Genomic DNA, 19,600 nt, shown 5'->3' with positions numbered 1-19,600 from the left:
AGCGTCATCGGTGCCCGGCCACGCAACCGATGGTGAGGCCGCGCGCGTCGCCGGGCGTGGAAAGCTCGATGCTCTGGAAAAAGACAGTGGCGCGATGCAGGTTCAGGCAACCGGTGCATTATACAAGCAGTATTGACCGCATGTTTATGCCGCCGCACATATCATGCCGGGAATGCACACAAAGGAGGATCCATGAAGCGCCGTGAATTTCTGCTGTCGGCCGCGGCCGTCGGCGTGGCCGTGCGCGCCGAGCAGGCGATCGCGGCCCCGCGCGCCGCGGCCCGCCCCCCCAAAGGTTTTCTGTGGGGAACCGCCGGCGCGGCCTATCAGATCGAAGGCGGCAATTACGCCAGCGACCTGTGGGTGGTGGAGCATCTGAAGCCGAGCATCTTCACCGAGCCGTCGGGCGATGCGTGCAACACCTATCATTATGTCGCGGACGATATCGCGCTCGCCGCCTCACTCGGCTTCAACAGTCACCGCTTCTCGATCGAATGGTCCCGGATCGAGCCGGAGCGCGGGCAGATATCGAACGCCGGGCTCGATTATTATCGTCGCGTGCTGGAGACGTGCCGCAAACACGGGCTGGCGCCCGTCGTCACCTTCAGCCATTTCACCGTGCCGCGCTGGGTGGCGGCGAGCGGCGGCTTCAACGATCCGGCGAACGTGGCGGCCTTTGCCGCGCACTGCCGCCGCGTGACCGAGGCTATGGGCGAGATGATCCATCTCGCCGCGACGTTCAACGAACCGAACCTGTCGACCGTCGTGCGCTGGGGCGGCCTGGCGGAGAAATACCGCCCGTTCATCGCGGCGATGCAAAAGGGCGCGGGCGCCGCGACGGGATCGCCGAACTGGGCAAGCCCGATGCTGGCCGGCGAGGCGCAATTCGACGGGATACTCGCCGCCCATGCCGCCGCGATCGAGGCGATCCGCGCTGGCGGCGGCAAGTTCCCCGTCGGGCTGACGCTCGCGATAACCGCCGATCACGCCGCCAATGGCGACGATAGCGGATTGAAGCGCAAGCAAAGCGAGATGATCGATCGCTGGCTCGCCGCGCCGGGCGATTTCATCGGGGTGCAGACCTATTCGGGCGCCGCCGTGGGAAAGGACGCGGATTTGCCGCCGCCGCCGGGCATCGAACTGACGCAGATGGATTATGCGTTCATGCCCGATGCGGTCGAACAGACCGTCCGGCTCGTCGCCGCGCGGACGAAAAAGGCGATCTACATCACCGAAAACGGCGTCGCGACCGAGGACGATACGCGGCGCATCGCCTATATCCGGGGCGCGATCGCCGGGGTGCAGCGGTGCGTGGCCGACGGGATCGACCTGCGCGGCTATTTCCACTGGTCGCTGCTCGACAATTGGGAATGGATGTCCGGATACCGCCCGAAATTCGGGCTGGTGTCAGTCGATCGCAAGACCTTCCGCCGCACGCCCAAGCCATCGGCGCACCTGCTTGGCGAGATCGCGCGGCGCGGCGGGCTGGCCTGATCCGGGGCGGTCGGCGGGTGGGCTTTACCGCCGCTCGCCGGCCGCCTCGATCAGCGTGCGAATGCCCGGCCCGATCTTGACGATCATATCAGCGGGCGGCTGCGGCTTCAGCAGCGATTCGATCGGGCGCCAGGAGGCTTTCTCCTGCTGATCGAGCGTATCGAGCAGCCCGCGCGCGCGCGCCACCGCCGCCGGATCGAGCGACTTCCCGGCTTCGATCGCGGCAACCGCCTCCAGCCCGCACGCCGCCAGCGCCGCGATCTGCGCCGAGGCCGGGCGCGCCGCCTCCAGCATGGGTCGCCCGGCGGAGATCGCGACGAAGCCCGCGTCATTGTCACGCCACCGCGTCAGTTCGGCGGTGAGCAGCGGCGCAAGCGTGCGATCGCCCTCGGCGTAACGCTTTGCCGCCGCGGCGAAGCGACGCGCCGCCATGCTGTCGACCGGCGCGGCGTCCGCCAGCGCGTTGAGCGGCTGCTCGATCATCTTGCCGGCGAGCATTGCCTTGATGCGATGATCGTGCGCCATGTTGCGCACCGGCCCGACGATCGAGAGCAGGGTGAGCACCGGCTCCGGCGCGGTCGGCGACAATCGCGTCGCCATCCGCGCCATGCTCGCCTGATCGTTCGTGCCGGAGACGCTCAGCAGCGCGCCGACCTCGCCCAGCCGTCGATACATATCGGCGGGATCGCGCACGCTCCGCGCGGACCAGAAGCGTTCGGCGAGCGCCGCCGCGCGCGGCCACAGCCGCTGATCGACCAGTTCGTCGGTCACGATTTCACCCCATAGCGGCGCCTCCCCGCCAAGGATGAGTTTCTCCTGCGCCGCCGTCAGCGGCGGGCGCGGGAAAGCGATCAGCGCATCGGAGACGAAGCCTTCGAGAAACGGGCTGAGCTTGCGCAGGCCATTGGCGAATTCGGGCGTCATCCCGGCGGATGCGCTGTCTGCCGGGTCGATCGCATAGTGAAATTCCGCCGGCATCAGCAGATCGAGATAGTATCCAGCCGATACGACGGTGCGATATCCCCTGGCGGTGACATCCGCCGTCGCATTTGAGGTCTGCCACGATTGCACGATCGCATCGCTTTCGACACCTAGGCCGGTCGCGATCTCCTCCCAGCCAAGCATCGTCTTGCCCGCTCGACGCAGGATCTGTTGCACGCGGCGATGAAAATAATGCTCCACCGCGCGCGTATCCTTCAGCCCCTCGCGCGCCATCAGCGCCTTCACGCTTTCGTCGCCGTCCCACACACCCCTGGGCACTTCATCCCCACCGGCGTGGAACACGGGATCGGGAAACAGCGCCGCCATCTCGCCGATCAGCGCGGTGAGGAAGCGATAGGTCTCCGGAGACGCGGGATTGAGCGCGGTATCCGCAATGCCGAGTGCGCCGGGCTTTCCGCGCACGCCGATGGCCGGATAGGCGTTGACGATCGCGCGGGTATGCGCGGGGATGTCGATTTCGGGGACGACGCGGATGCCGCGATCGGCGGCGTAGGCGACAATCTCGCGGATCTGCGCCTGCGTATAGAATTCGCCCCCATTCGCGGCGGTGAGCAGCGGAAAGCGGCGGCTCTCCACGCGAAATCCCTGATCGTCGCTCAGATGAAGATGGAGGACGTTGAGCTTCACCCGCTCCATCGCGTCGATCTGGCGTTTGATGGTGTCGACGGTCAGGAAATGCCGCACGGTATCGAGCATCACGCCGCGCCACGCGAAACGCGGCGCATCGTCGATCGTCATCGCCGCCAGCGTGGCGCCGCCCGGCGACAGGCCGACCAACTGACGCAAGGTGGCGAATGCGCGCAACACGCCGCTTTGCCCTTGCGCATCAATGCGAATGCCATCGGTCGCCACCGTCAGGCGATAGCCCTCGCCCTTGTCCGCCGCGTCGGATGTGGTGGCGCAGGCGATGGTGACGGGCACCGCCTTGCCCGCGAACGTCCGTCCGGTCTGACGGTCGATATCGGCCCGCAGCCGCCCCGCCGCATCGCGCAGCCGCCGCGCATCGCCGCACCCGGACCAGACCGGCGCCAACGGTCCGTCGAGCGGCAAGACGCCCTCCCCGCGCGTGACTGATGTGGGGAGCGGCATCAGCGCCGGGCTGGCGATCGCGCCAGACGCCAGCAGCGCGCCCGCCAGCGCACCGGAAATCCGCCATTTCATCGCTCGCCCCACCGCTCGCTCCACTTCACATCGCAATAAATATTGACGGGCGCGCGCACGCGCGGGGTCATCGTCCCGGCGCGGCGCCCGCCGTCAGGTCGAGCCGCGTCTTCCACGGGTCGGCGCCCGCGCTGGCGGTGGCATCCTTGCGAAACACCATCAGCGGATCGCCAGCGCCGCCAGCGCGCGGCCAGTGCGGCAAGCCAGCGCCATTGGGATCGCCGGTTTTCACGAATTGCGCGAAATAGCCATGAAACAGCCGTTGCGCCTCGGCATCCTGTGGTGTCAGGCCGGAAGGGTAAGCCCGGTCGATCGTGCCGAACGCATAGGCCACGTCGCTCGCATGTTCCGCGCCCGGCACCGGCTTGCCCCGGATCGGCGTCGCGACATAGCCGAAGCGGAAACGCCACGCCGGCACACCACGCCCGGCGGTAATCCGCGCGATGCGCCGCGCGGGCTCGGTCATCGTCCGATCCGCGCCGATCAGCGTGTTGACCGCCGCCAGTTGCGCTTGGGCCTCGGGATCATAAGCGCCGCGCGCGGCGGCGGGATCGCCGAAGGCGGCGAAGGCCTCGTCCTTCGTGCGCGCCCGGCCCAGGCCGAGATCGGCATCCGTCGTGCCGATCAGCAGCGGGATCGCGCCGCGCCGCGCGCGCAGGGCGCGATCGGGTTGCGCCGTGACCAGCCGGCCATCCTCGACAGGGCCGGTAAAGCGCGCGAGGCCGCCGAACACCAGCGACACCATGCTCAGCCCGTCATTGATCCGCGCCGCCGGCAGCGCCCGCAACCGCGCCAGCGCCGCCGCATCCTCGCCCTCGATCCCCGTCGACCGGGCGAAGGCCAGCCCGGCTTTCTCGGCGGAGACGCCACCCGCCGCATCCTCGCGCAACAGGCGCCGCCCGAGCAATGGCGCCGCGCCGCCGCCCGATTGCACGATCGCGCGCGCGAACAGCCCGTGCGCCATCGGCGATCCCGCGAGCATCAGCACGGATTCGCCACCGGCGGATTCGCCCATCACCGTCACGCGGCGGGGATCGCCGCCGAACGATGCGATGTTGCGCTTCACCCATTGCAGCGCGGCGATCTGATCGAGCAGGCCGTAATTGCCCTTGGCTTCGCGCGGATATTCCGCCGACAGCGCGGGAAAGCCGAAGAACCCCAGCCGCCCCAGCCGATAGTTGAACGTCACGGCGATAATGCCGTCGCGCGCGAATGCCGCGCCATCCGTCTGCGGGTCAGAACTGCCGCCCGCGACATAGCCGCCGCCATGGATCCACACCACCACCGCCAACGCCCCAGCGCGACGCGATGCCGGGCGCCACACGTTGATGCTCAGGCAGTCCTCGGCCATCGCGTGCGGGTTGCCCGCGTCGCGCGCCTGCACGCAATCGGGGCCGATCGCCCCCGCGTCACGCACCCCACTCCAGCGCGCGGCGCGCTGCGGCGGACGCCAACGCAAGGCGCCGACCGGCGGGGCGGCATAGGGAATAGCAAGGAATGCCTCGGTTCGCTCGGATGCGATGCCACGCACCCGCCCGGTGTCGGTCGCCACGACCGGGCCGGGGCCGTCGGGTGCCGCGGCAGCGACAAGCGCGAGCGCGGCGGGGAGCAGCCAATAAGCTTTCATGCCGGTTCCCCCGCGCAGCGCCTCAGCGACGTTTGCTTTCGGTTGCGGCGGTGAGTCGCGCGATGCCGGTCAGTTCCGGTTCGCCGGCGGATTTGCCGACGAAGAAACGGTAATCGCCCGCCGGGCGCGTCCATTGCCCGGCCTTCTCGTCATAGGAAAGCAGCAGCCACGGATCGGCGGTGATCGTCACCTCGCGCGTTTCGCCGGGCTTGAGCGATACCTTCGCCCAGCCGGCGAGCCGATGCGTGCGCCCCGGCGGCGCGACATAGAGTTGCGCGACTTCGGTGCCCGCGCGCTTGCCGGTGTTGGTGATCCGCGCGGTGACGGTCAGCGCCCTTCCGGCGGCCTGCTGCAATCCGTCATAGCCAAAGCTGGTATAGGTCAGGCCATAGCCGAACGGGAACAACGGCTTCGCGCCAGTCCGCTCGAACCAGCGATAGCCGATATCGCTGCCTTCCTTATAGTCGATCGTGAACGGATCATATTTCACCCCGATCCCCAGCGCACGCTGTTTCGCGGGATCATATCCCACCTCCTGCGGGTGCGGGAGCTGCGCGGTGGACGCCGGGAAAGTGAGCGGCAGCCGGCCCGACGGCGCGGAGGCGCCCGAAAGGATCGCCGCGATCGCCTCGCCACCGCGCTGGCCGGGGAACCATGCCGCGAGCACCGCGCCCACCTTGCCCAGCCACGGCATCGTCACCGGATTGCCGGTTTCGAGCACCACGCCGGTGCGCGGATTGGCCGCCGCCACCGCCGCGATCATCGCATCCTGCCCGTAAGGCAGCGACAGATCCGCGCTGTCGATCCCCTCCATCTCCGGCTTCACCGCGAAGACGAAGGCCATATCCGCTTTGGCGGCGACGGCGGCGGCGCGCGCCGGATCGGCGCCGTCATCGAACACGATCGTCGCGTTCGGCAACGCCGCCTGCAACGCCCTGAGCGGCGAGGACAGGCCGTAGGACGGCGCCATCAGCGCGAGCAGCGCATGGGTGCCTTCGGGCGCGTCGCGATAGACGCCGCCATAGGGGATCACCTGCGACGATCCGCCGCCCGCGAGCACACCCTTGTCCGCATGGCGGCCGATCACCGCGATCGTCTTCGCGGTGGCGGCGATCGGCAGCAGGCCATCGTTCTTGAGCAGCACCATGCCGGCCTCGGCCATCGCCTGCGCGCGCGCCGCATGGCCGGCCTGGTCGATCGCGCCGCCGGGCCGCGCGATATTGTCGAGCGCGCCGACCGCGATCATCGAGCGCACGATGCGCAGCGCCATCTGACGCACCTCGCCGCGCGTGATCTCGCCCTTTTCGATCGCGGCGGGGATGCGGCCGAAATAATCCTCGTCCTGCGGCGATTGCTGATCCAGCCCCGCGTCGATCGACGGCTTGAGACTCATCACCGCGCCCCAATCGGACATTACCCAGCCCTGATAATTCCAGTCGCCGCGCAGCACGTCCTTCAGCAGATAATCGCTCTCGCAGGCGTATTTGCCGCGCACGCGGTTATAGGCGCACATCACCGATGCCGGCTTGCCGCGCTTGATGCCGATCTCGAACGCCAGCAGATCGGATTCGCGCAAGGCCGCGTCGGAGGCTTCAACGTCATAGACGAAGCGCCCGCTTTCCTGGCTGTTCGCCGCGAAATGCTTGATCGTGGAGGCGACGTTGTGCGCCTGAATCCCTGCGATCTGCTCCGCCACCAGCGTGCCGGCGAGCAACGGATCTTCGCCGAGATATTCGAAATTGCGCCCATTACGCGGCTCGCGCGCCAGATTCACGCCCCCGGCAAGCTGGACGTTGATGCCCTTGGCGAACGCCTCCGCCCCGATGATATCACCCCCCGCGCGCGCCATCGCCGGATCGAAGCTCGCCGCGAGCGACAGCGTGGACGGGAGCGCGGTGGCATGATCGCCGGGGCGCAGATAGCCGATATCCGCGATACCCAGGCTGGCGTCCGCCAGTTGCAGCGCGGGGAAGCCGAGCCGTTCGATGCCGGCAACGAACCCGGCGGTGCCGATCGCGCCCTTTGGCTTTTCCGTCCGCATCGCCGCTGGAATGAACGGCGGCAGCGGCACGCCGAGATCGAGCAGGCTGCCGCCCGATTTCGATTTGAGCAGCGAAAGCTGTTCCTCCAGCGTCATCGCGTCGACAAGCTTTTCCGCGCGGGCGGTGGCGGCGGCAGGCGTAATGTTGATGGCTCGCTCCTTGGCGCTTGCGAGGCCGGGCGTGGCAATGACGAGCGCCGCCAGCGCGACGGACGACAAACGGATCACGGCTTCGTTCCTTTTGATTGGGCGGCGCGGTCGCTCGCGGCAGGCGGAGCGTCCTCATCACCGATTGGCAGCATCCCGGTCTTGATCCCGGCCTTGATAAGCCCGCGCAACATGCGGACGGATTCCTGAATCTGGCCCGGCTCGGGGGTGAGCACGCTGGCGATCGACAGCCCGCGCACCGACCATACGATCAGCCGCATGAACGCCAACGACGTGCTGGAAACGCCGGTTGTGTTGCGCACGTAAGCCAGCGCGTCATTCTCGATCCGCGCCTGGATCGGCCCGAGCTTTTCGGCCAGCACCGGATCGCTGCGCGAGCCTTGCAGGATTTCGAGCACCGCGACGCCCGACGGGCGGCTCAGCACTTCCCACACCACTTCGGGATAGGCGAGGATGATCTCGCGCGGGCCGCTCATCGCGCGGAGCCGCTCGGCATAACGCTCCAGCTCCTCGGCATAGACCGCCTCGACCACGAAGGTCATCAGGTCCGCCTTGGTTCGGAATTGATGCAGCATCGCGCCACGGCTGACGCCGGCCTGCTCGGCGACCAGCATCGTGGTGGTCGCGCCATAGCCGTGCTCATGCAGCACGCGGATCGCCGCGGCAAGCAACGCCGATCGCGTGCCGGCACTGCGCTCCGCCTGCGTCCGCCGCGCTCGAACTTCCGTCATCCCACCCTCCGAGTCAGCGCCAGCATGGCCACCAGCTAGCCCGCATAGCGCATAGCGCATCGCGCAGGCCCAGCTAGCGCGATTGATCGCACGCGGTCAATTAAACAAACGGGCTTGACTGACTGTAAATTGTAGCCCTATTGCCTCCCGTTGGGATAGCGGCCTGTGGCCGCCCGCTTTTCGACGCGGAGGATAAAGGGGAAAAATGGAAATGCGCATGATGAGGATCGCCTTGCTCGCCACGGCGGCGGCGTTGGTGACGACGGCCTCGCCGGCTCTGGCCAACCCGGCGATCGCCGCCGATCAGCCTGAGGCCGGCACAGCGCAGAACCCCGACGACATCATCGTCACCGCGACCCGCCGCGAGGAGCGCCTTCAGGATGTGCCGGTCGCGGTTTCGGCGGTGTCCGGGCAGGAACTCGCCAAATCGGCATATCGCGAAGTATCCGACATCCAGTATCTCGCGCCCAACATCACCTTCTCGTCGACCAATCCGGTTTCGAATGGCGGCGGCTATCAGATCCGCGGCATCGGCACGCAGACCTATGACAGCGGCGTCGAGCAGACCGTCGGCCTGGTCGTCGATGGCGTGGTGATCGGGCTGTCGCGCGATCCGGGCGCCACGGGCTTTGCCGATATCGAGCGCGTCGAGGTGCTGCGCGGCCCGCAGGGAACCTTGTTCGGCAAGAATTCCTCCGCTGGCGTGATCCAGATCATCACCAGAAAGCCGCAGCTCGGCGTCCGTTCGCTCGATCTCGATCTCTCGTTCGGCGAGCGCAACGATCAGCTCCAGCGCGCCACCGCCAATCTTCCGCTCGGCAGCAATGTCGCACTGCGCGTCTCCGCGTTCCACAACGGGCAGGACGGCGCGATCCCCAATGTCGTCAACGGCACCCATGTCGGCGATCGCGACAATTACGGCATCCGCGGCAAATTGCTGTGGGAGCCGACCGAGAACCTCTCGCTGCTGCTGACCGGCGAATATCAGACCGGCTTCGCCCGCGATAGCCAGTTGATCGAATCGCTCGGCACCAGCGCGCTCTACAATTCGACCTTCAACCGCTTCCCGGTGAAGCCGGGCCACAACGTCTATATCGCGTATAACGATGGCGACTGGAAGGCGAACACGCGCCTGTGGGGCAGTTCGCTCCAGGCCGATTACCGGCTCGGCGATTTCACGCTGACTTCGATCACAGCCTATCGCGCGGTGAAGACGACGCAACTCACCGATATCGACGGATCGCCGGCCGATATCTTCAACCACAGCGACGGCGGCATCGACAGCAATCAGTTCACCCAGGAACTGCGCCTCACCTCGCCAGCGGGCAAGCCGCTCGAATATACCGCTGGCCTCTATTATTATCACACCTCGAACGGCGGCTGGGCCGCGCAATACGGCAATTTCTACGGCGTCTATGGCGTGCCGGTGGTGCTCGGCGGCGGGCGTCGCGACGCGGTTAATAATGTCCGCAGCCTCGCCGCCTACGGCCAGGCGACCTACAAGCTGGTCGAAGGCGTCAAGCTGATCGGTGGCCTGCGCTACACCAACGATCGCAACCACGGCGAAATGACCGTGCACAAGCTGCCCTTCCCCGCGATCGTCTCAGGCCTGCTCCCCAATTATTCGGGCACGGTCCGCGCCGACAACGTCTCTGGCAAGCTCGGCCTGCAAGTGCAGCCGACCCGCGACGTGATGCTCTACGCCACCTGGTCGACCGGCTATAAGGGCCCCGCGATCGACGGCACCACCGGCAAGATCCACGAAGTGAAGCCGGAAACGGTCAAAAGCTATGAGATCGGCCTGAAATCGACGCTGCTTGGCGGCACGCTGACCTTCAACACCTCGCTCTACTGGTCCGATTTCACCAATTTCCAGGCGCAGACGTTCGATACCAGCGTCACCCCGCCGGCATTCTACCTGTCTAACGCCGGGGGAATGCGCGCGCGCGGCGTGGAAGTGGAAACCAGCCTGCGCGTGTCCCCGCGCCTGCGGCTGTCGGCGAACGGCTCGTATAGCGATGCCACGTTCCGCGAATATCTCGGCGCCTGCTATCCCGGCCAGCCCGCATCCGCCGTCGTTGGCACCGGCTGCTACGTCGATCCGGTGACCAGCGCGAAGGTGGCGAATTATGCCGGCTATCGCCTGCCCAACGCGCCCAAATGGTCCTACACCTTGCGCGCCGATTTCAATCAGCCGCTTGCCAACGATCTGGCGCTCGATGCCAACGCCAATTGGGCCTGGCGCGACAAGACGCAGGCGGTGCTCGGCGATCCGAAATCCGAAATCGCCGCTTATGGCCTGCTCAACGGCACGATCGGCCTTGGCGCAAGCGACGGGGCGTGGCGCGTCGGCATCTATGCCCGCAATCTGCTCAACAAGCATTTCTACGCGGCTTATGCGGCGCCCGCGGTCATCAACCCCGGCGGCTATTCGAAGATCGTCGGCCCGGATGCGTTCCGCACGATCGGCGGAACGGTCAGCTTCCGCTTCTGAACCTCCTTTTGCCGGGCCGGATGAAAATCCGGCCCGTTCTTTTGGGGGCAGCGGCATTCCCGAAACAGCGCGAGGGAGAGACGCGTGATGATCGAACGGCGCGATATCCTGCGGATCGCGGGCGCGGCGGCTGTTGCAGGGGCAGCAGGATCAGCGGGAGGCGTGATTGCCGCGCACCGCACCGCGCGCCCGGCGATCGGCGTCCAGCTCTATATGCTGCGCGAGCTTCTGGCGAAGGATGTCGAAGCCACGCTCGCCGCGATCGCCCGGATCGGTATCCGGCATGTAGAATTCGCCGGCTATCACGATCGCACGCCGGCGCAGTGGCGCGCGCTGCTCAAGGCGAACGATCTCACCGCGATCGGCGCGCACGGCCTATATCCCGACATGCGCGACGAGCAGATCGCCGCCGCGATTGATTTCGGCGCGGCGATCGGGCTGGAATGGCTCGTCGCGGCGGTGCCGCGCCTACCGGGGCTGACCTTGCCCGTCACCGAGGAAAGCTTCCGCGCCGCGACCCACCGCATCACCGCCGATGATCTCAAGGCAACGGCGGAGCGCTTCAACCGGATCGGCGAGCGCGTGAAGGCGGCGGGAATACGCTTCGCCTATCATAGCCACGGCTTCGATTTCCGCCGGTACGATGGCCGCTATGGACTGGATATCATTCTCGACCGGACCGATCCCGCGCTGGTCGCGCTGGAGCTTGATATCGGCAATACGATCGCGGCGGGCATTGATCCCGCGCCCTATCTCGCGCCGGGCGGACGGACGCGGCTGGCGCATGTGAAGGACTGGCACGCACCCTACACGCCGTCGCTCGACGACATGCCGGCGTCCGCTCCGGCTGGCGAGGGATCAATCGCGTGGCGCCCGATCCTCGCCGCGCTCGAACGCGCGCGCGTGCCTTACGTTTTTATCGAGCAGGAGGGCATAGATCCGGCGAACGCGCTGAATCTCCTCGCGCGCAACTATCGCTATCTGCAGAGGGAAATGAAATGATCGGCACGTTGATCGCGGCGCTGGCGCTTGGCGCGCAGGAGGCGCCGGTCGCGCCCGCTCCGCCGCGGCCCGTGGTGGGCGTGCTCGCCGATCCATGCGCCGCGCTGCCGCCCATGCCGGCGGTCGTCGCGGCCTATATGGCGCGCTACGCCAGCGCGAAGGCCGCGAACCAACCACCGCCACCGGTCAGCGCAGAGGGCATGGCGATCTATCAACACTGGCAGGATGAATTGCGCGCGAACGACTTCGCCGGCCTGTGCCGCTATCGCGCGGCGAATGCCGCGCTGCCGCCTGCCGGCAAGAACCGCATCGTGTTCTTCGGCGATTCGATCACCGAATTGTGGCTGCGCGAAGCTCCGGGCTTCTTCACCGCCGATCGCATCAATCGCGGGATCAGCGGGCAGACCACGCTCCAGATGAGCGCGCGCTTCCGCGCCGATGTCATCAATCTGAAGCCGGCGATGGTACACATCATCGCGGGCACCAACGACATCGCGGGCAATACCGGCCCCACCTCCTTGGCGGCGATCGAGGACAATATCCGTTCGATGGTCGAGCTGGCGCGGGCGCACAATATCCGCGTCGTGCTGGGCGCGGTGCCGCCGGCGGCGCGGTTTGGCTGGCGCCCCAGCATCGATCCGGTGGAGAGCATCGACACGCTCAATTGCTGGCTGGCCGATTATGCCCGCCGCGAAAAGCTGACCTTTGTGGACTATAATGCGATCCTGAAAGACCGGAATCGCGCTTTCCGTGCCGAATGGTCCGAAGATGGCGTCCACCCCAACAAGGCGGGCTATGCGATAATGAGCGGCATCGCCGAAAAGGCATTGGGCGTCGCCCGCAACGCGGACAGCGTGTCGCCGCCGCGGCGATAGCGCGATATCCGGCCATTGATGATGGAGCATCCCGAGCGGCGATGCTAGCGGTGCATCGTGAAGCCGAATCACACCGACATGCGCCGGCTGGCAGGCGGTGAGTTCACCATGGGCTCGGCCCGGCACTATCCGGAAGAAGCACCGGCGCGCGCGGTGCGCATCGACCCGTTCTGGATCGACGAAACACCCGTCACCAATGCGCAATTCGCGCGCTTCGTGGCGGAAACCGGCCACGTCACGCTGGCCGAGCTTCCCCCCGATCCGCGCGACTATCCCGGCATGGACCCGGCGATGGCGCGCGCGGGATCACTGGTTTTCGCGCGCACCGCCGGGCCGGTCGACCTCGGCGATCCCAGCGCATGGTGGGATTTCCGTTTCGATGCGAACTGGCGGCGGCCACTGGGGCCGGAAAGCTCGATCGAGGGGCTGGAGGATCACCCCGTCGTCCACGTCGCTTACGCCGATGCACTTGCTTATGCCGATTGGGCGGGAAAGGCGCTGCCGACCGAGGCGGAATGGGAATATGCCGCGCGTGGCGGCCTTGATGGCGCGGATTATGCGTGGGGCGACGAACTGGCGCCGGGCGGGGCGATGATGGCGAATTACTGGCAAGGGCTGTTCCCCTTCGCCAATCAGTTGCTCGACGGTTACGAGCGCACCTCGCCGGTCCGCGCTTTTCCCGCCAACGGCCATGGCCTGTGGGATATGATCGGCAATGTCTGGGAATGGACCGCAGACTGGTATGCCGCGCCCGCGCTCAAGGGCAAGGCGCGCGGGAAGCCCGGCTGCTGCGATCTGCCGCGCAATCCGCGCGGCGCGCGCGAACGCGAAAGCTATGATCCCGCCTCCCCCGAAAGCAGGATCGGGCGCAAGGTATTGAAAGGCGGATCGCATTTGTGCGCGGCAAATTATTGCCAGCGCTATCGCCCGGCGGCGCGCCATCCCCAGCCGATCGATTCCGCCACGAGCCATATCGGCTTTCGCTGCGTCTCTCGCGCCGCCTGACGCCGCCGCTCACCCGCCGCGCGCGATATCCTCCACCGCCTCGGCGATCCCGGCATAGAGCCGGTCGAGGTCCGCCTCGTCGATGCAATAGGGCGGCATGACATATATCGTATTGCCGAGCGGACGGAGCAGCAGATCGCGCGCGCGGAACGCCGCGAGCAGGCGCGGGCCGAGCTGCGAAAGATAGCCGGTGCCGCCCGCATCCATCACCTCGATCGCGGTGACCGTGCCGATCGCGCGCGCGTTCGCCACCCCCTTGCGCGCGCGCAGCAACGCCAGCAGCGCCGCCTGTCGCGCGGTGAGATCCGCGATCCGCGCGCCGACCGGCTCCTCGCGCCAGATCGTCAGATTGGCGTTCGCCGCGGCACAGGCGATCGGGTTCGCGGTATAGCTTGATGAGTGGAAGAACATCTTCGCGCGATCGTCGGAATAGTGCGCGTCGAAGATCGCCTCGCGCGCCATCGTCACCGCAAGCGGGATCGCTCCGCCGGTCAGCCCCTTGGACAGGCACAATATATCCGGCACGACATCGGCCTGCTCGCACGCCAGCAAGGTGCCGGTGCGGCCCCAGCCGGTCATCACCTCATCGGCGATGAACAGCACGTCGTGCCGGGCGCAGATCGCGCGCATCTCGGCGAGCACCCATGGCGGATAGATCAGCATCCCGCCCGCGCCGAGCAGCAGCGGCTCGACAATGAACGCCGCGGCACCGTCGCGGCAGGCCGCCTCCAGCGTATCGAGCGTCGCCTGTTCCGCGCCGGCCAGGGGAAAGGGCACGGTGCCGACATCGAACAGCAGCGGCGAATAGGCCGCGTTATACACCCCGCGCTCACCGACCGACATCGCGCCGATCGTGTCGCCGTGATAGCTGTGCTGCATCACGAGGATGCGATGGCGCGGTTCGCCACGGCTGGCCCAAAAGCCGAGCGCCATCTTGAGCGCCACCTCAACGCTGGTCGATCCGGAATCGGAATAGAAGACGCGGGTGAGTTCGCGCGGCATGATCGCGGTCAGCCCGCGCGCGAGCGTTTCCGCCGGCTCATGCGTCCAGCCCGCGAAGATGATCTGATCGAGCTTCGCCGTCTGCGCCGCGATCGCCGCCATGATGCGCGGATGGCAATGGCCGTGCGTCGTCACCCACCAGGATGAGATGCCGTCGATGATCCGGCGCCCGTCGGCGGTATATAGCGCCGCGCCTTCCCCATGGGTGACGAGCGGTATCGGCTCGCGCAACCCGTGCTGCGTGAAGGGGTGCCAGATCGGAGAGCCGCTCACCGGAAATCCTCCACGTCGAAATTGTCCGTAAAGGCGCGCGCCAGCATGTGCCGATCGAGCGGATCGACGCGCGGCAACCGCCCGAGCCGCTTCACGCCGCCGATCGCGGCGATCACCGCCTCGCTATCCGGCTGGGGATCGCCGATGAAGGCGATGCCGAGGATCGGCACCCCGCGATGGCGCAGCGCCTCGACAGACAACAGGCTGTGGTTGATCGTGCCCAGCGCGGTGCGCGCGACCAGCACCACCGGGCAACCCCAGCGCGCGAACAGATCGGCGAACAGCAGATCGGGTGAAAGCGGCACCAGCACGCCGCCCGCGCCCTCCACCACCAGCGGCCCCGCCACGTCGGGAAGCGCCAGCCGCGCGGGGTCGATCACAACGCCGTCGATCTCCGCTGCGCGATGCGGCGAGCATGGCGTGGTCAGGCGATAGGCTTCGGGGAGGATGTTCGCCGCCGGAACGCCGGCCAGCGCGGCCACGCTCTCACGATCCCCGCGCGGCTCGACCCCGGCCTGCACCGGCTTCCAGTAATGCGCGCCCAGCGCCCCGGTCAAAGCCGCGGAAAAGACGGTTTTGCCGACATCGGTGTCGGTGCCGGTAACGACGATCCGTGGTCCATTCATCCCCGCAGCCTTTCGATCGTATCGGCGAGCGCGGCGATACCCGCCTCGTCCACGTTGAGCGTGATCGAGATGCGCAGCCGCGCCGTGCCCGCCGGCACGGTGGGTGGGCGAATGCCGCGCACGTCGAAGCCGGCGGCTTGCACCCCGGCGGCAAGCGCCATCGCGGCCGCATCCTCCCCGATCACCAGCGGCAGGATCTGCGAACCCGCGGGCGAAATGCCGCACGGCGCGAGCGCGCGTTCGGCGAAGGCGATGAGCGCCATCAGCCGCGCGCGCCGCTCAGGCTCGTCGGCAAGAATGCGCAGGCTTTCGCGCACCGCGCTCGCCATCAGCGGCGACGGCGCGGTCGAAAAGATGAACCCGCGCCCGCGATTGACCAGGAAATCGCGCACGATGCGCGGGCCGCACACCAGCGCGCCCTCGCACCCCATCGCCTTGCCGCAGGTATGCAGGCTGACGACATTCTCGCGCCCCTCCAGCGCGGCGGCGAAACCACGCCCGTTATCGCCGAACACGCCGGTTGCGTGCGCCTCGTCGATCAGCAGCATCGCCTCATGCCGGTCAGCCACCGCGAGCAGCGCGTTGAGCGGCGCGGCATCGCCATCCATGCTGTAGAGGCTCTCCACCGCGATCCATGGGCGCCCGGTGCCCCCGTCACGGCGCCAGCGCGTGATCGCGTCGTCGAACGCATCGGCGTCGTTATGCGTCGCGCCGACGCAGGCCGCGCGGCCCAGCCGCATTCCCTCATGCGCGCTGGCGTGGATCAGGTCGTCATACACCACCAGATCGCCGCGCTGCGGCAGCGTGGAAAGCAACGCGGCATTGGCGGTATAGCCGCTGGAGAAGAACAGCGCCGTTTCGCTGCCGAAGAAGGCCGCCGCCTCCGTCTCCAGCGCCTCATGCTCGGCATCGTTGCCGCGCAACAGCCGCGAGCCGCCCGAGCCGACCGGCACGTCCCGCGCCAGCGCCGCCGCCACCGCCGCGCGCAGCCGGGGCGAAGACGCCAGGCCGAGATAATCGTTGGAGGAAAAATCCATCCCGATGCGCGGTTGCAGATGACGCAGCCGCGCGCGCGCGGCGAGATCGTTCAGGTCGCGGATCTGGGCGGTCAGCAGGCTCATGCGCGCCGCTATAACGAATAGCGCGCGCGGCGCGAGGGATGTGCGCCATTCGGATCACGTCACGCCGACCGTAGGGCTGATCGACATTCGGGTCAGGTCGAGCCGAAAATGGCGGTTTCCCGCGACCCGCAAACGCAGCGTACTAAAGGTACGTGAGCACCGGAAAGCGCGGGAAACCGCCATTTGCAGGCCGGCATGGCCTGAATGGCGGTCGGCCCTAGCGGCGACGGCGGTTGCGCCCCCATATCCGGGCATGTTCGCGCTCGCGATGGCGGAGGAACAACACAGCCCCCGCGATCGCCGCGAGCAGAAGCAAAACCAGCAAAATATAGCCAACGTCCTGGCGCATCGCGAAAACTCGTAATCGAAACCGGGTTCTGCAGATCAACGCGCCGGGCGGCCAGCGGCTCCGTCCCGCTCCTTCCGTTCGCCGCGCCTGTGGCGCTTACCGTCGCTCCAGCGCAAGCAGCGTCTCTTTCGCCGCCAGCCCGCCCGCGAACCCGGTGATCGCGCCGTTCGCGCCGATGACGCGATGGCATGGCGCGACGATCGAGATCGGGTTGCGCCCGTTCGCCGCCCCCACCGCGCGCGCCGCGCCGGGGCGGCCAAGCGCACGGGCGATCGCGCCATAGCTCGATGTCTCCCCGAACGGGATCGCTAGCAGCTTGGCCCATACCGCGCGCTGAAACTCGGTGCCGCGAAAGCGCAGCGGCAGATCGAATGCGCGGCGGCGCCCGACGAAATATTCGCCAAGCTGCCGGCCGGCCTCCACCAGCACCGGATGCGCTGCCGCCGTCACTGTCGGCGGCAACGGCACGCGGGCGGGATCGTCATTCTCCCACAGGATCGCGACGAGCGAATCGCCATCGGCGACCAAAGTGAGCACGCCGACCGGGGACGCGATCTTCATCATTGGCAAAGGCTGGGTCATGTTCGTCTCCATGCCCTTTTCCTGCCGGATTCGCGGGGCGCCCGCTTCCCGATGCTTGCGATCAATGCCGGCCGCTCAGCTCGCCTCGTCGAGCAATTTGCGCGTCGCGGGCGCGGTCCAGTCCATCGCCCCGGAAACGCGCCAGACCTCGCGCCCCTTCGCGTCGAACAGGATCGTCGTGGGGAGATTGACCCGATAGCCAAGGCTCAGCCGCATATCGGCATCGGTATAAGGCGCGATCCGGTGAAGGCGGCGCGCGGCGACGAAGGGCGCCACCTTCTCCGGCTGCATATCCTGGCTCACCGCCAGCACCTGCACGCGATCGCCGAGTTGCGTTGCCAGCGCGTCGAGGCTGGGAAGCTCCTTCACGCATGGCGCGCACCACGTCGCCCACAGGTTCAGCAGCACCGGCTTGCCGCGAAAATCCTCCAGCTTCACGCGTTCGCCAGCGGGGGTGTAGAATGCGGCATCAATCGCCCGTTCGCCGCGCTGCGTGCGATCGACCTTGCCGCTTTCGCCCGGCGCTGGCTTCGATGCGATCATTTCATCCGGCGCAATCGCATTGTCCGCCGCCACGGTCGCTTGCCCGCCGGCGGCCCTTTGCCTATCGCAGCCGCTGGCTGCCAGCGCCAGCCCGAGGAGACAGACAATAGCCGAACGCGATGCCATGAGCAGTTCCAATCAGATGTGGGGCGGGCGCTTCGCCGAAGGCCCCGCCGCCGTCATGCGTGAGATTAACGCCTCGATTCCGTTCGACAAGCGGATGTGGCGGCAGGATGTCACCGCGTCGAAAGCGCATGTCGCGATGCTGGCTGCACAAGGCGTGGTCAGCGCGGACGATGCGGCGACGATCAGCGCGGGGCTGGACACGGTCGCCGCCGATTATGCCGCAAACGGCGTGCCGGATGATCTGACGCTCGAAGACATTCACATGCTGACCGAGGCGAAGCTCGCCGAGGCGATCGGCCCGGTCGCGGGGCGGCTGCATACCGCGCGCAGCCGCAACGATCAGGTGGCGACCGATTTTCGCCTGTGGGTGCGCGACGCGATCGACCAGACGCTCGCCGCGCTCGATGCGCTCGACGCCGCGCTGCTGGCGCGCGCGGAGCAGCACGCCGGTGACGTGATGCCCGGCTTCACCCACCTCCAGTCCGCCCAGCCGGTGACGCTTGGCCATCACCTGATGGCCTATCACGAGATGATCGCGCGCGACGCGGCGCGCTTCCGCGACGCGCGGGCGCGGATGAACCTGTGCCCGCTTGGTTCGGCCGCGCTCGCGGGCACCGGCTTCCCGCTCGATCGCCAGGCGACCGCCGCGGCGCTCGGCTTCGACGGGCCGACGCGCAATTCGCTCGACGCGGTTTCCGATCGTGATTTCGCGATCGAATATCTTACCTCAGCCGCGCAATGCTCCCTGCATCTGTCGCGGCTCGCCGAGGAATTCGTGTTGTGGGCCTCGCAGCCGTTCGGCTTCGTCAGCTTGAGCGACCAATGGTCCACCGGCAGCTCGATCATGCCGCAGAAGCGCAACCCCGACGCCGCCGAGCTGGTGCGCGGCCATGCCGGGCGGATCACCGGCTGCCTCGTCAGCCTGATGGTGACGATGAAGGGGCTGCCGCTGGCTTATTCCAAGGACATGCAGGACGATAAGCCCCCGGTGTTCGAATGCCACGATCTGCTGGGCCTGAGCATCGCGGCGATGACCGGGATGATCGCAAGCGCCACCTTCCGCACCGATCGGATGCGCGGGCTGGCGGAAAGCGGCTATGCCACCGCCACCGACCTTGCCGACTGGCTGGTACGCGAGGCGAATGTGCCGTTCCGCGAGGCGCATCATATCACCGGGCGTGCGGTGGCGCGGGCCGAGGCGCTGGCCGTGACGCTGGACAAGGTGCCGCTCGCCGATCTGCAGGCGATCGACGCGCGGATCGATGATCGCGTCTATTCGGTGCTCTCGGTCGATGCCTCGGTCGCTAGCCGGACGAGCTTCGGCGGCACCGCGCCCGATAATGTGCGCGCGGCGATCCGCGCCGCGCGGGGAGAATGA

At 67.4% G+C, this 19,600-nt stretch carries 15 protein-coding genes; 6 read left to right on the top strand and 9 right to left on the bottom strand.

Annotated elements, in window-relative coordinates; genetic code table 11:
- Positions 1-192: 192 nt before the first annotated feature.
- Positions 193-1,494, top strand: coding sequence for a glycoside hydrolase family 1 protein (locus Q0316_RS18430; protein ID WP_298675119.1), 1,302 nt, complete (start codon positions 193-195; stop codon positions 1,492-1,494).
- 24 nt (positions 1,495-1,518) lie between these two features.
- Here Q0316_RS18430 and Q0316_RS18425 read toward each other — a convergent pair whose 3' ends face one another.
- The 4 genes from Q0316_RS18425 to Q0316_RS18410 all read right to left on the bottom strand — a co-directional run bounded on the left by Q0316_RS18425 (position 1,519) and on the right by Q0316_RS18410 (position 8,224).
- Positions 1,519-3,657 (bottom strand): family 20 glycosylhydrolase, encoded by a 2,139-nt coding sequence (locus tag Q0316_RS18425; protein WP_298675117.1) that lies wholly within the window; start codon positions 3,655-3,657, stop codon positions 1,519-1,521.
- Positions 3,658-3,724: 67 nt separating this feature from the next.
- Complete coding sequence (locus Q0316_RS18420; protein ID WP_298675114.1) at positions 3,725-5,284, bottom strand: carboxylesterase family protein; 1,560 nt, start codon at positions 5,282-5,284, stop codon at positions 3,725-3,727.
- Positions 5,285-5,306: 22 nt separating this feature from the next.
- A complete protein-coding gene (locus Q0316_RS18415) occupies positions 5,307-7,553 on the bottom strand; it encodes a beta-glucosidase (protein ID WP_298675111.1) in 2,247 nt (748 codons plus the stop codon).
- Positions 7,550-8,224, bottom strand: coding sequence for a TetR/AcrR family transcriptional regulator (locus Q0316_RS18410; RefSeq protein WP_298675109.1), 675 nt, complete (start codon positions 8,222-8,224; stop codon positions 7,550-7,552). The genes Q0316_RS18415 and Q0316_RS18410 overlap by 4 nt, the downstream gene beginning before the upstream one ends.
- 217 nt (positions 8,225-8,441) lie before the next feature.
- On the opposite strand from Q0316_RS18410, the gene Q0316_RS18405 reads away from it, so the two are divergent.
- From Q0316_RS18405 to Q0316_RS18390, 4 genes are all read left to right on the top strand, one after another.
- A complete protein-coding gene (locus tag Q0316_RS18405) occupies positions 8,442-10,718 on the top strand; it encodes a TonB-dependent receptor (protein WP_298675106.1) in 2,277 nt (758 codons plus the stop codon).
- Positions 10,719-10,805: 87 nt separating this feature from the next.
- On the top strand, positions 10,806-11,720 hold the full coding sequence (locus tag Q0316_RS18400; RefSeq protein ID WP_298675347.1) for a sugar phosphate isomerase/epimerase: 915 nt from the start codon (positions 10,806-10,808) through the stop codon (positions 11,718-11,720).
- Positions 11,717-12,595, top strand: coding sequence for an SGNH/GDSL hydrolase family protein (locus Q0316_RS18395; RefSeq protein WP_298675103.1), 879 nt, complete (start codon positions 11,717-11,719; stop codon positions 12,593-12,595). Before Q0316_RS18400 ends, Q0316_RS18395 begins: the two co-directional genes overlap by 4 nt.
- 78 nt (positions 12,596-12,673) lie before the next feature.
- Positions 12,674-13,600, top strand: coding sequence for a formylglycine-generating enzyme family protein (locus Q0316_RS18390; protein WP_298675345.1), 927 nt, complete (start codon positions 12,674-12,676; stop codon positions 13,598-13,600).
- Positions 13,601-13,609: 9 nt separating this feature from the next.
- On the opposite strand, the gene Q0316_RS18385 is transcribed toward Q0316_RS18390, so the two are convergent.
- The 5 genes from Q0316_RS18385 to Q0316_RS18365 all read right to left on the bottom strand — a co-directional run bounded on the left by Q0316_RS18385 (position 13,610) and on the right by Q0316_RS18365 (position 18,096).
- A complete protein-coding gene (locus tag Q0316_RS18385) occupies positions 13,610-14,875 on the bottom strand; it encodes an adenosylmethionine--8-amino-7-oxononanoate transaminase (protein ID WP_298675101.1) in 1,266 nt (421 codons plus the stop codon).
- On the bottom strand, positions 14,872-15,501 hold the full coding sequence (bioD, locus tag Q0316_RS18380) for a dethiobiotin synthase (protein WP_298675098.1): 630 nt from the start codon (positions 15,499-15,501) through the stop codon (positions 14,872-14,874). Before bioD ends, Q0316_RS18385 begins: the two co-directional genes overlap by 4 nt.
- On the bottom strand, positions 15,498-16,622 hold the full coding sequence (locus Q0316_RS18375; RefSeq protein ID WP_298675095.1) for an 8-amino-7-oxononanoate synthase: 1,125 nt from the start codon (positions 16,620-16,622) through the stop codon (positions 15,498-15,500). The genes bioD and Q0316_RS18375 overlap by 4 nt, the downstream gene beginning before the upstream one ends.
- A 445-nt stretch (positions 16,623-17,067) precedes the next feature.
- On the bottom strand, positions 17,068-17,553 hold the full coding sequence (locus Q0316_RS18370) for a methylated-DNA--[protein]-cysteine S-methyltransferase (protein ID WP_298675092.1): 486 nt from the start codon (positions 17,551-17,553) through the stop codon (positions 17,068-17,070).
- A 75-nt stretch (positions 17,554-17,628) separates the two neighbouring features.
- Positions 17,629-18,096 carry a TlpA disulfide reductase family protein gene (locus Q0316_RS18365; protein WP_298675089.1) on the bottom strand — a complete coding sequence of 156 codons (468 nt, stop codon included), beginning with the start codon at positions 18,094-18,096 and terminating at the stop codon, positions 17,629-17,631.
- 142 nt (positions 18,097-18,238) lie between these two features.
- Between Q0316_RS18365 and argH the strand changes: the two genes are divergently transcribed.
- Positions 18,239-19,600, top strand: a complete 1,362-nt coding sequence (argH, locus tag Q0316_RS18360; protein WP_298675342.1) for an argininosuccinate lyase — start codon at positions 18,239-18,241, stop codon at positions 19,598-19,600.

The organism is uncultured Sphingomonas sp. (assembly GCF_937871615.1).
In the GTDB taxonomy this organism is placed as follows: domain Bacteria; phylum Pseudomonadota; class Alphaproteobacteria; order Sphingomonadales; family Sphingomonadaceae; genus Sphingomonas.
This window is presented reverse-complemented; position numbering and strand designations above follow the sequence as displayed.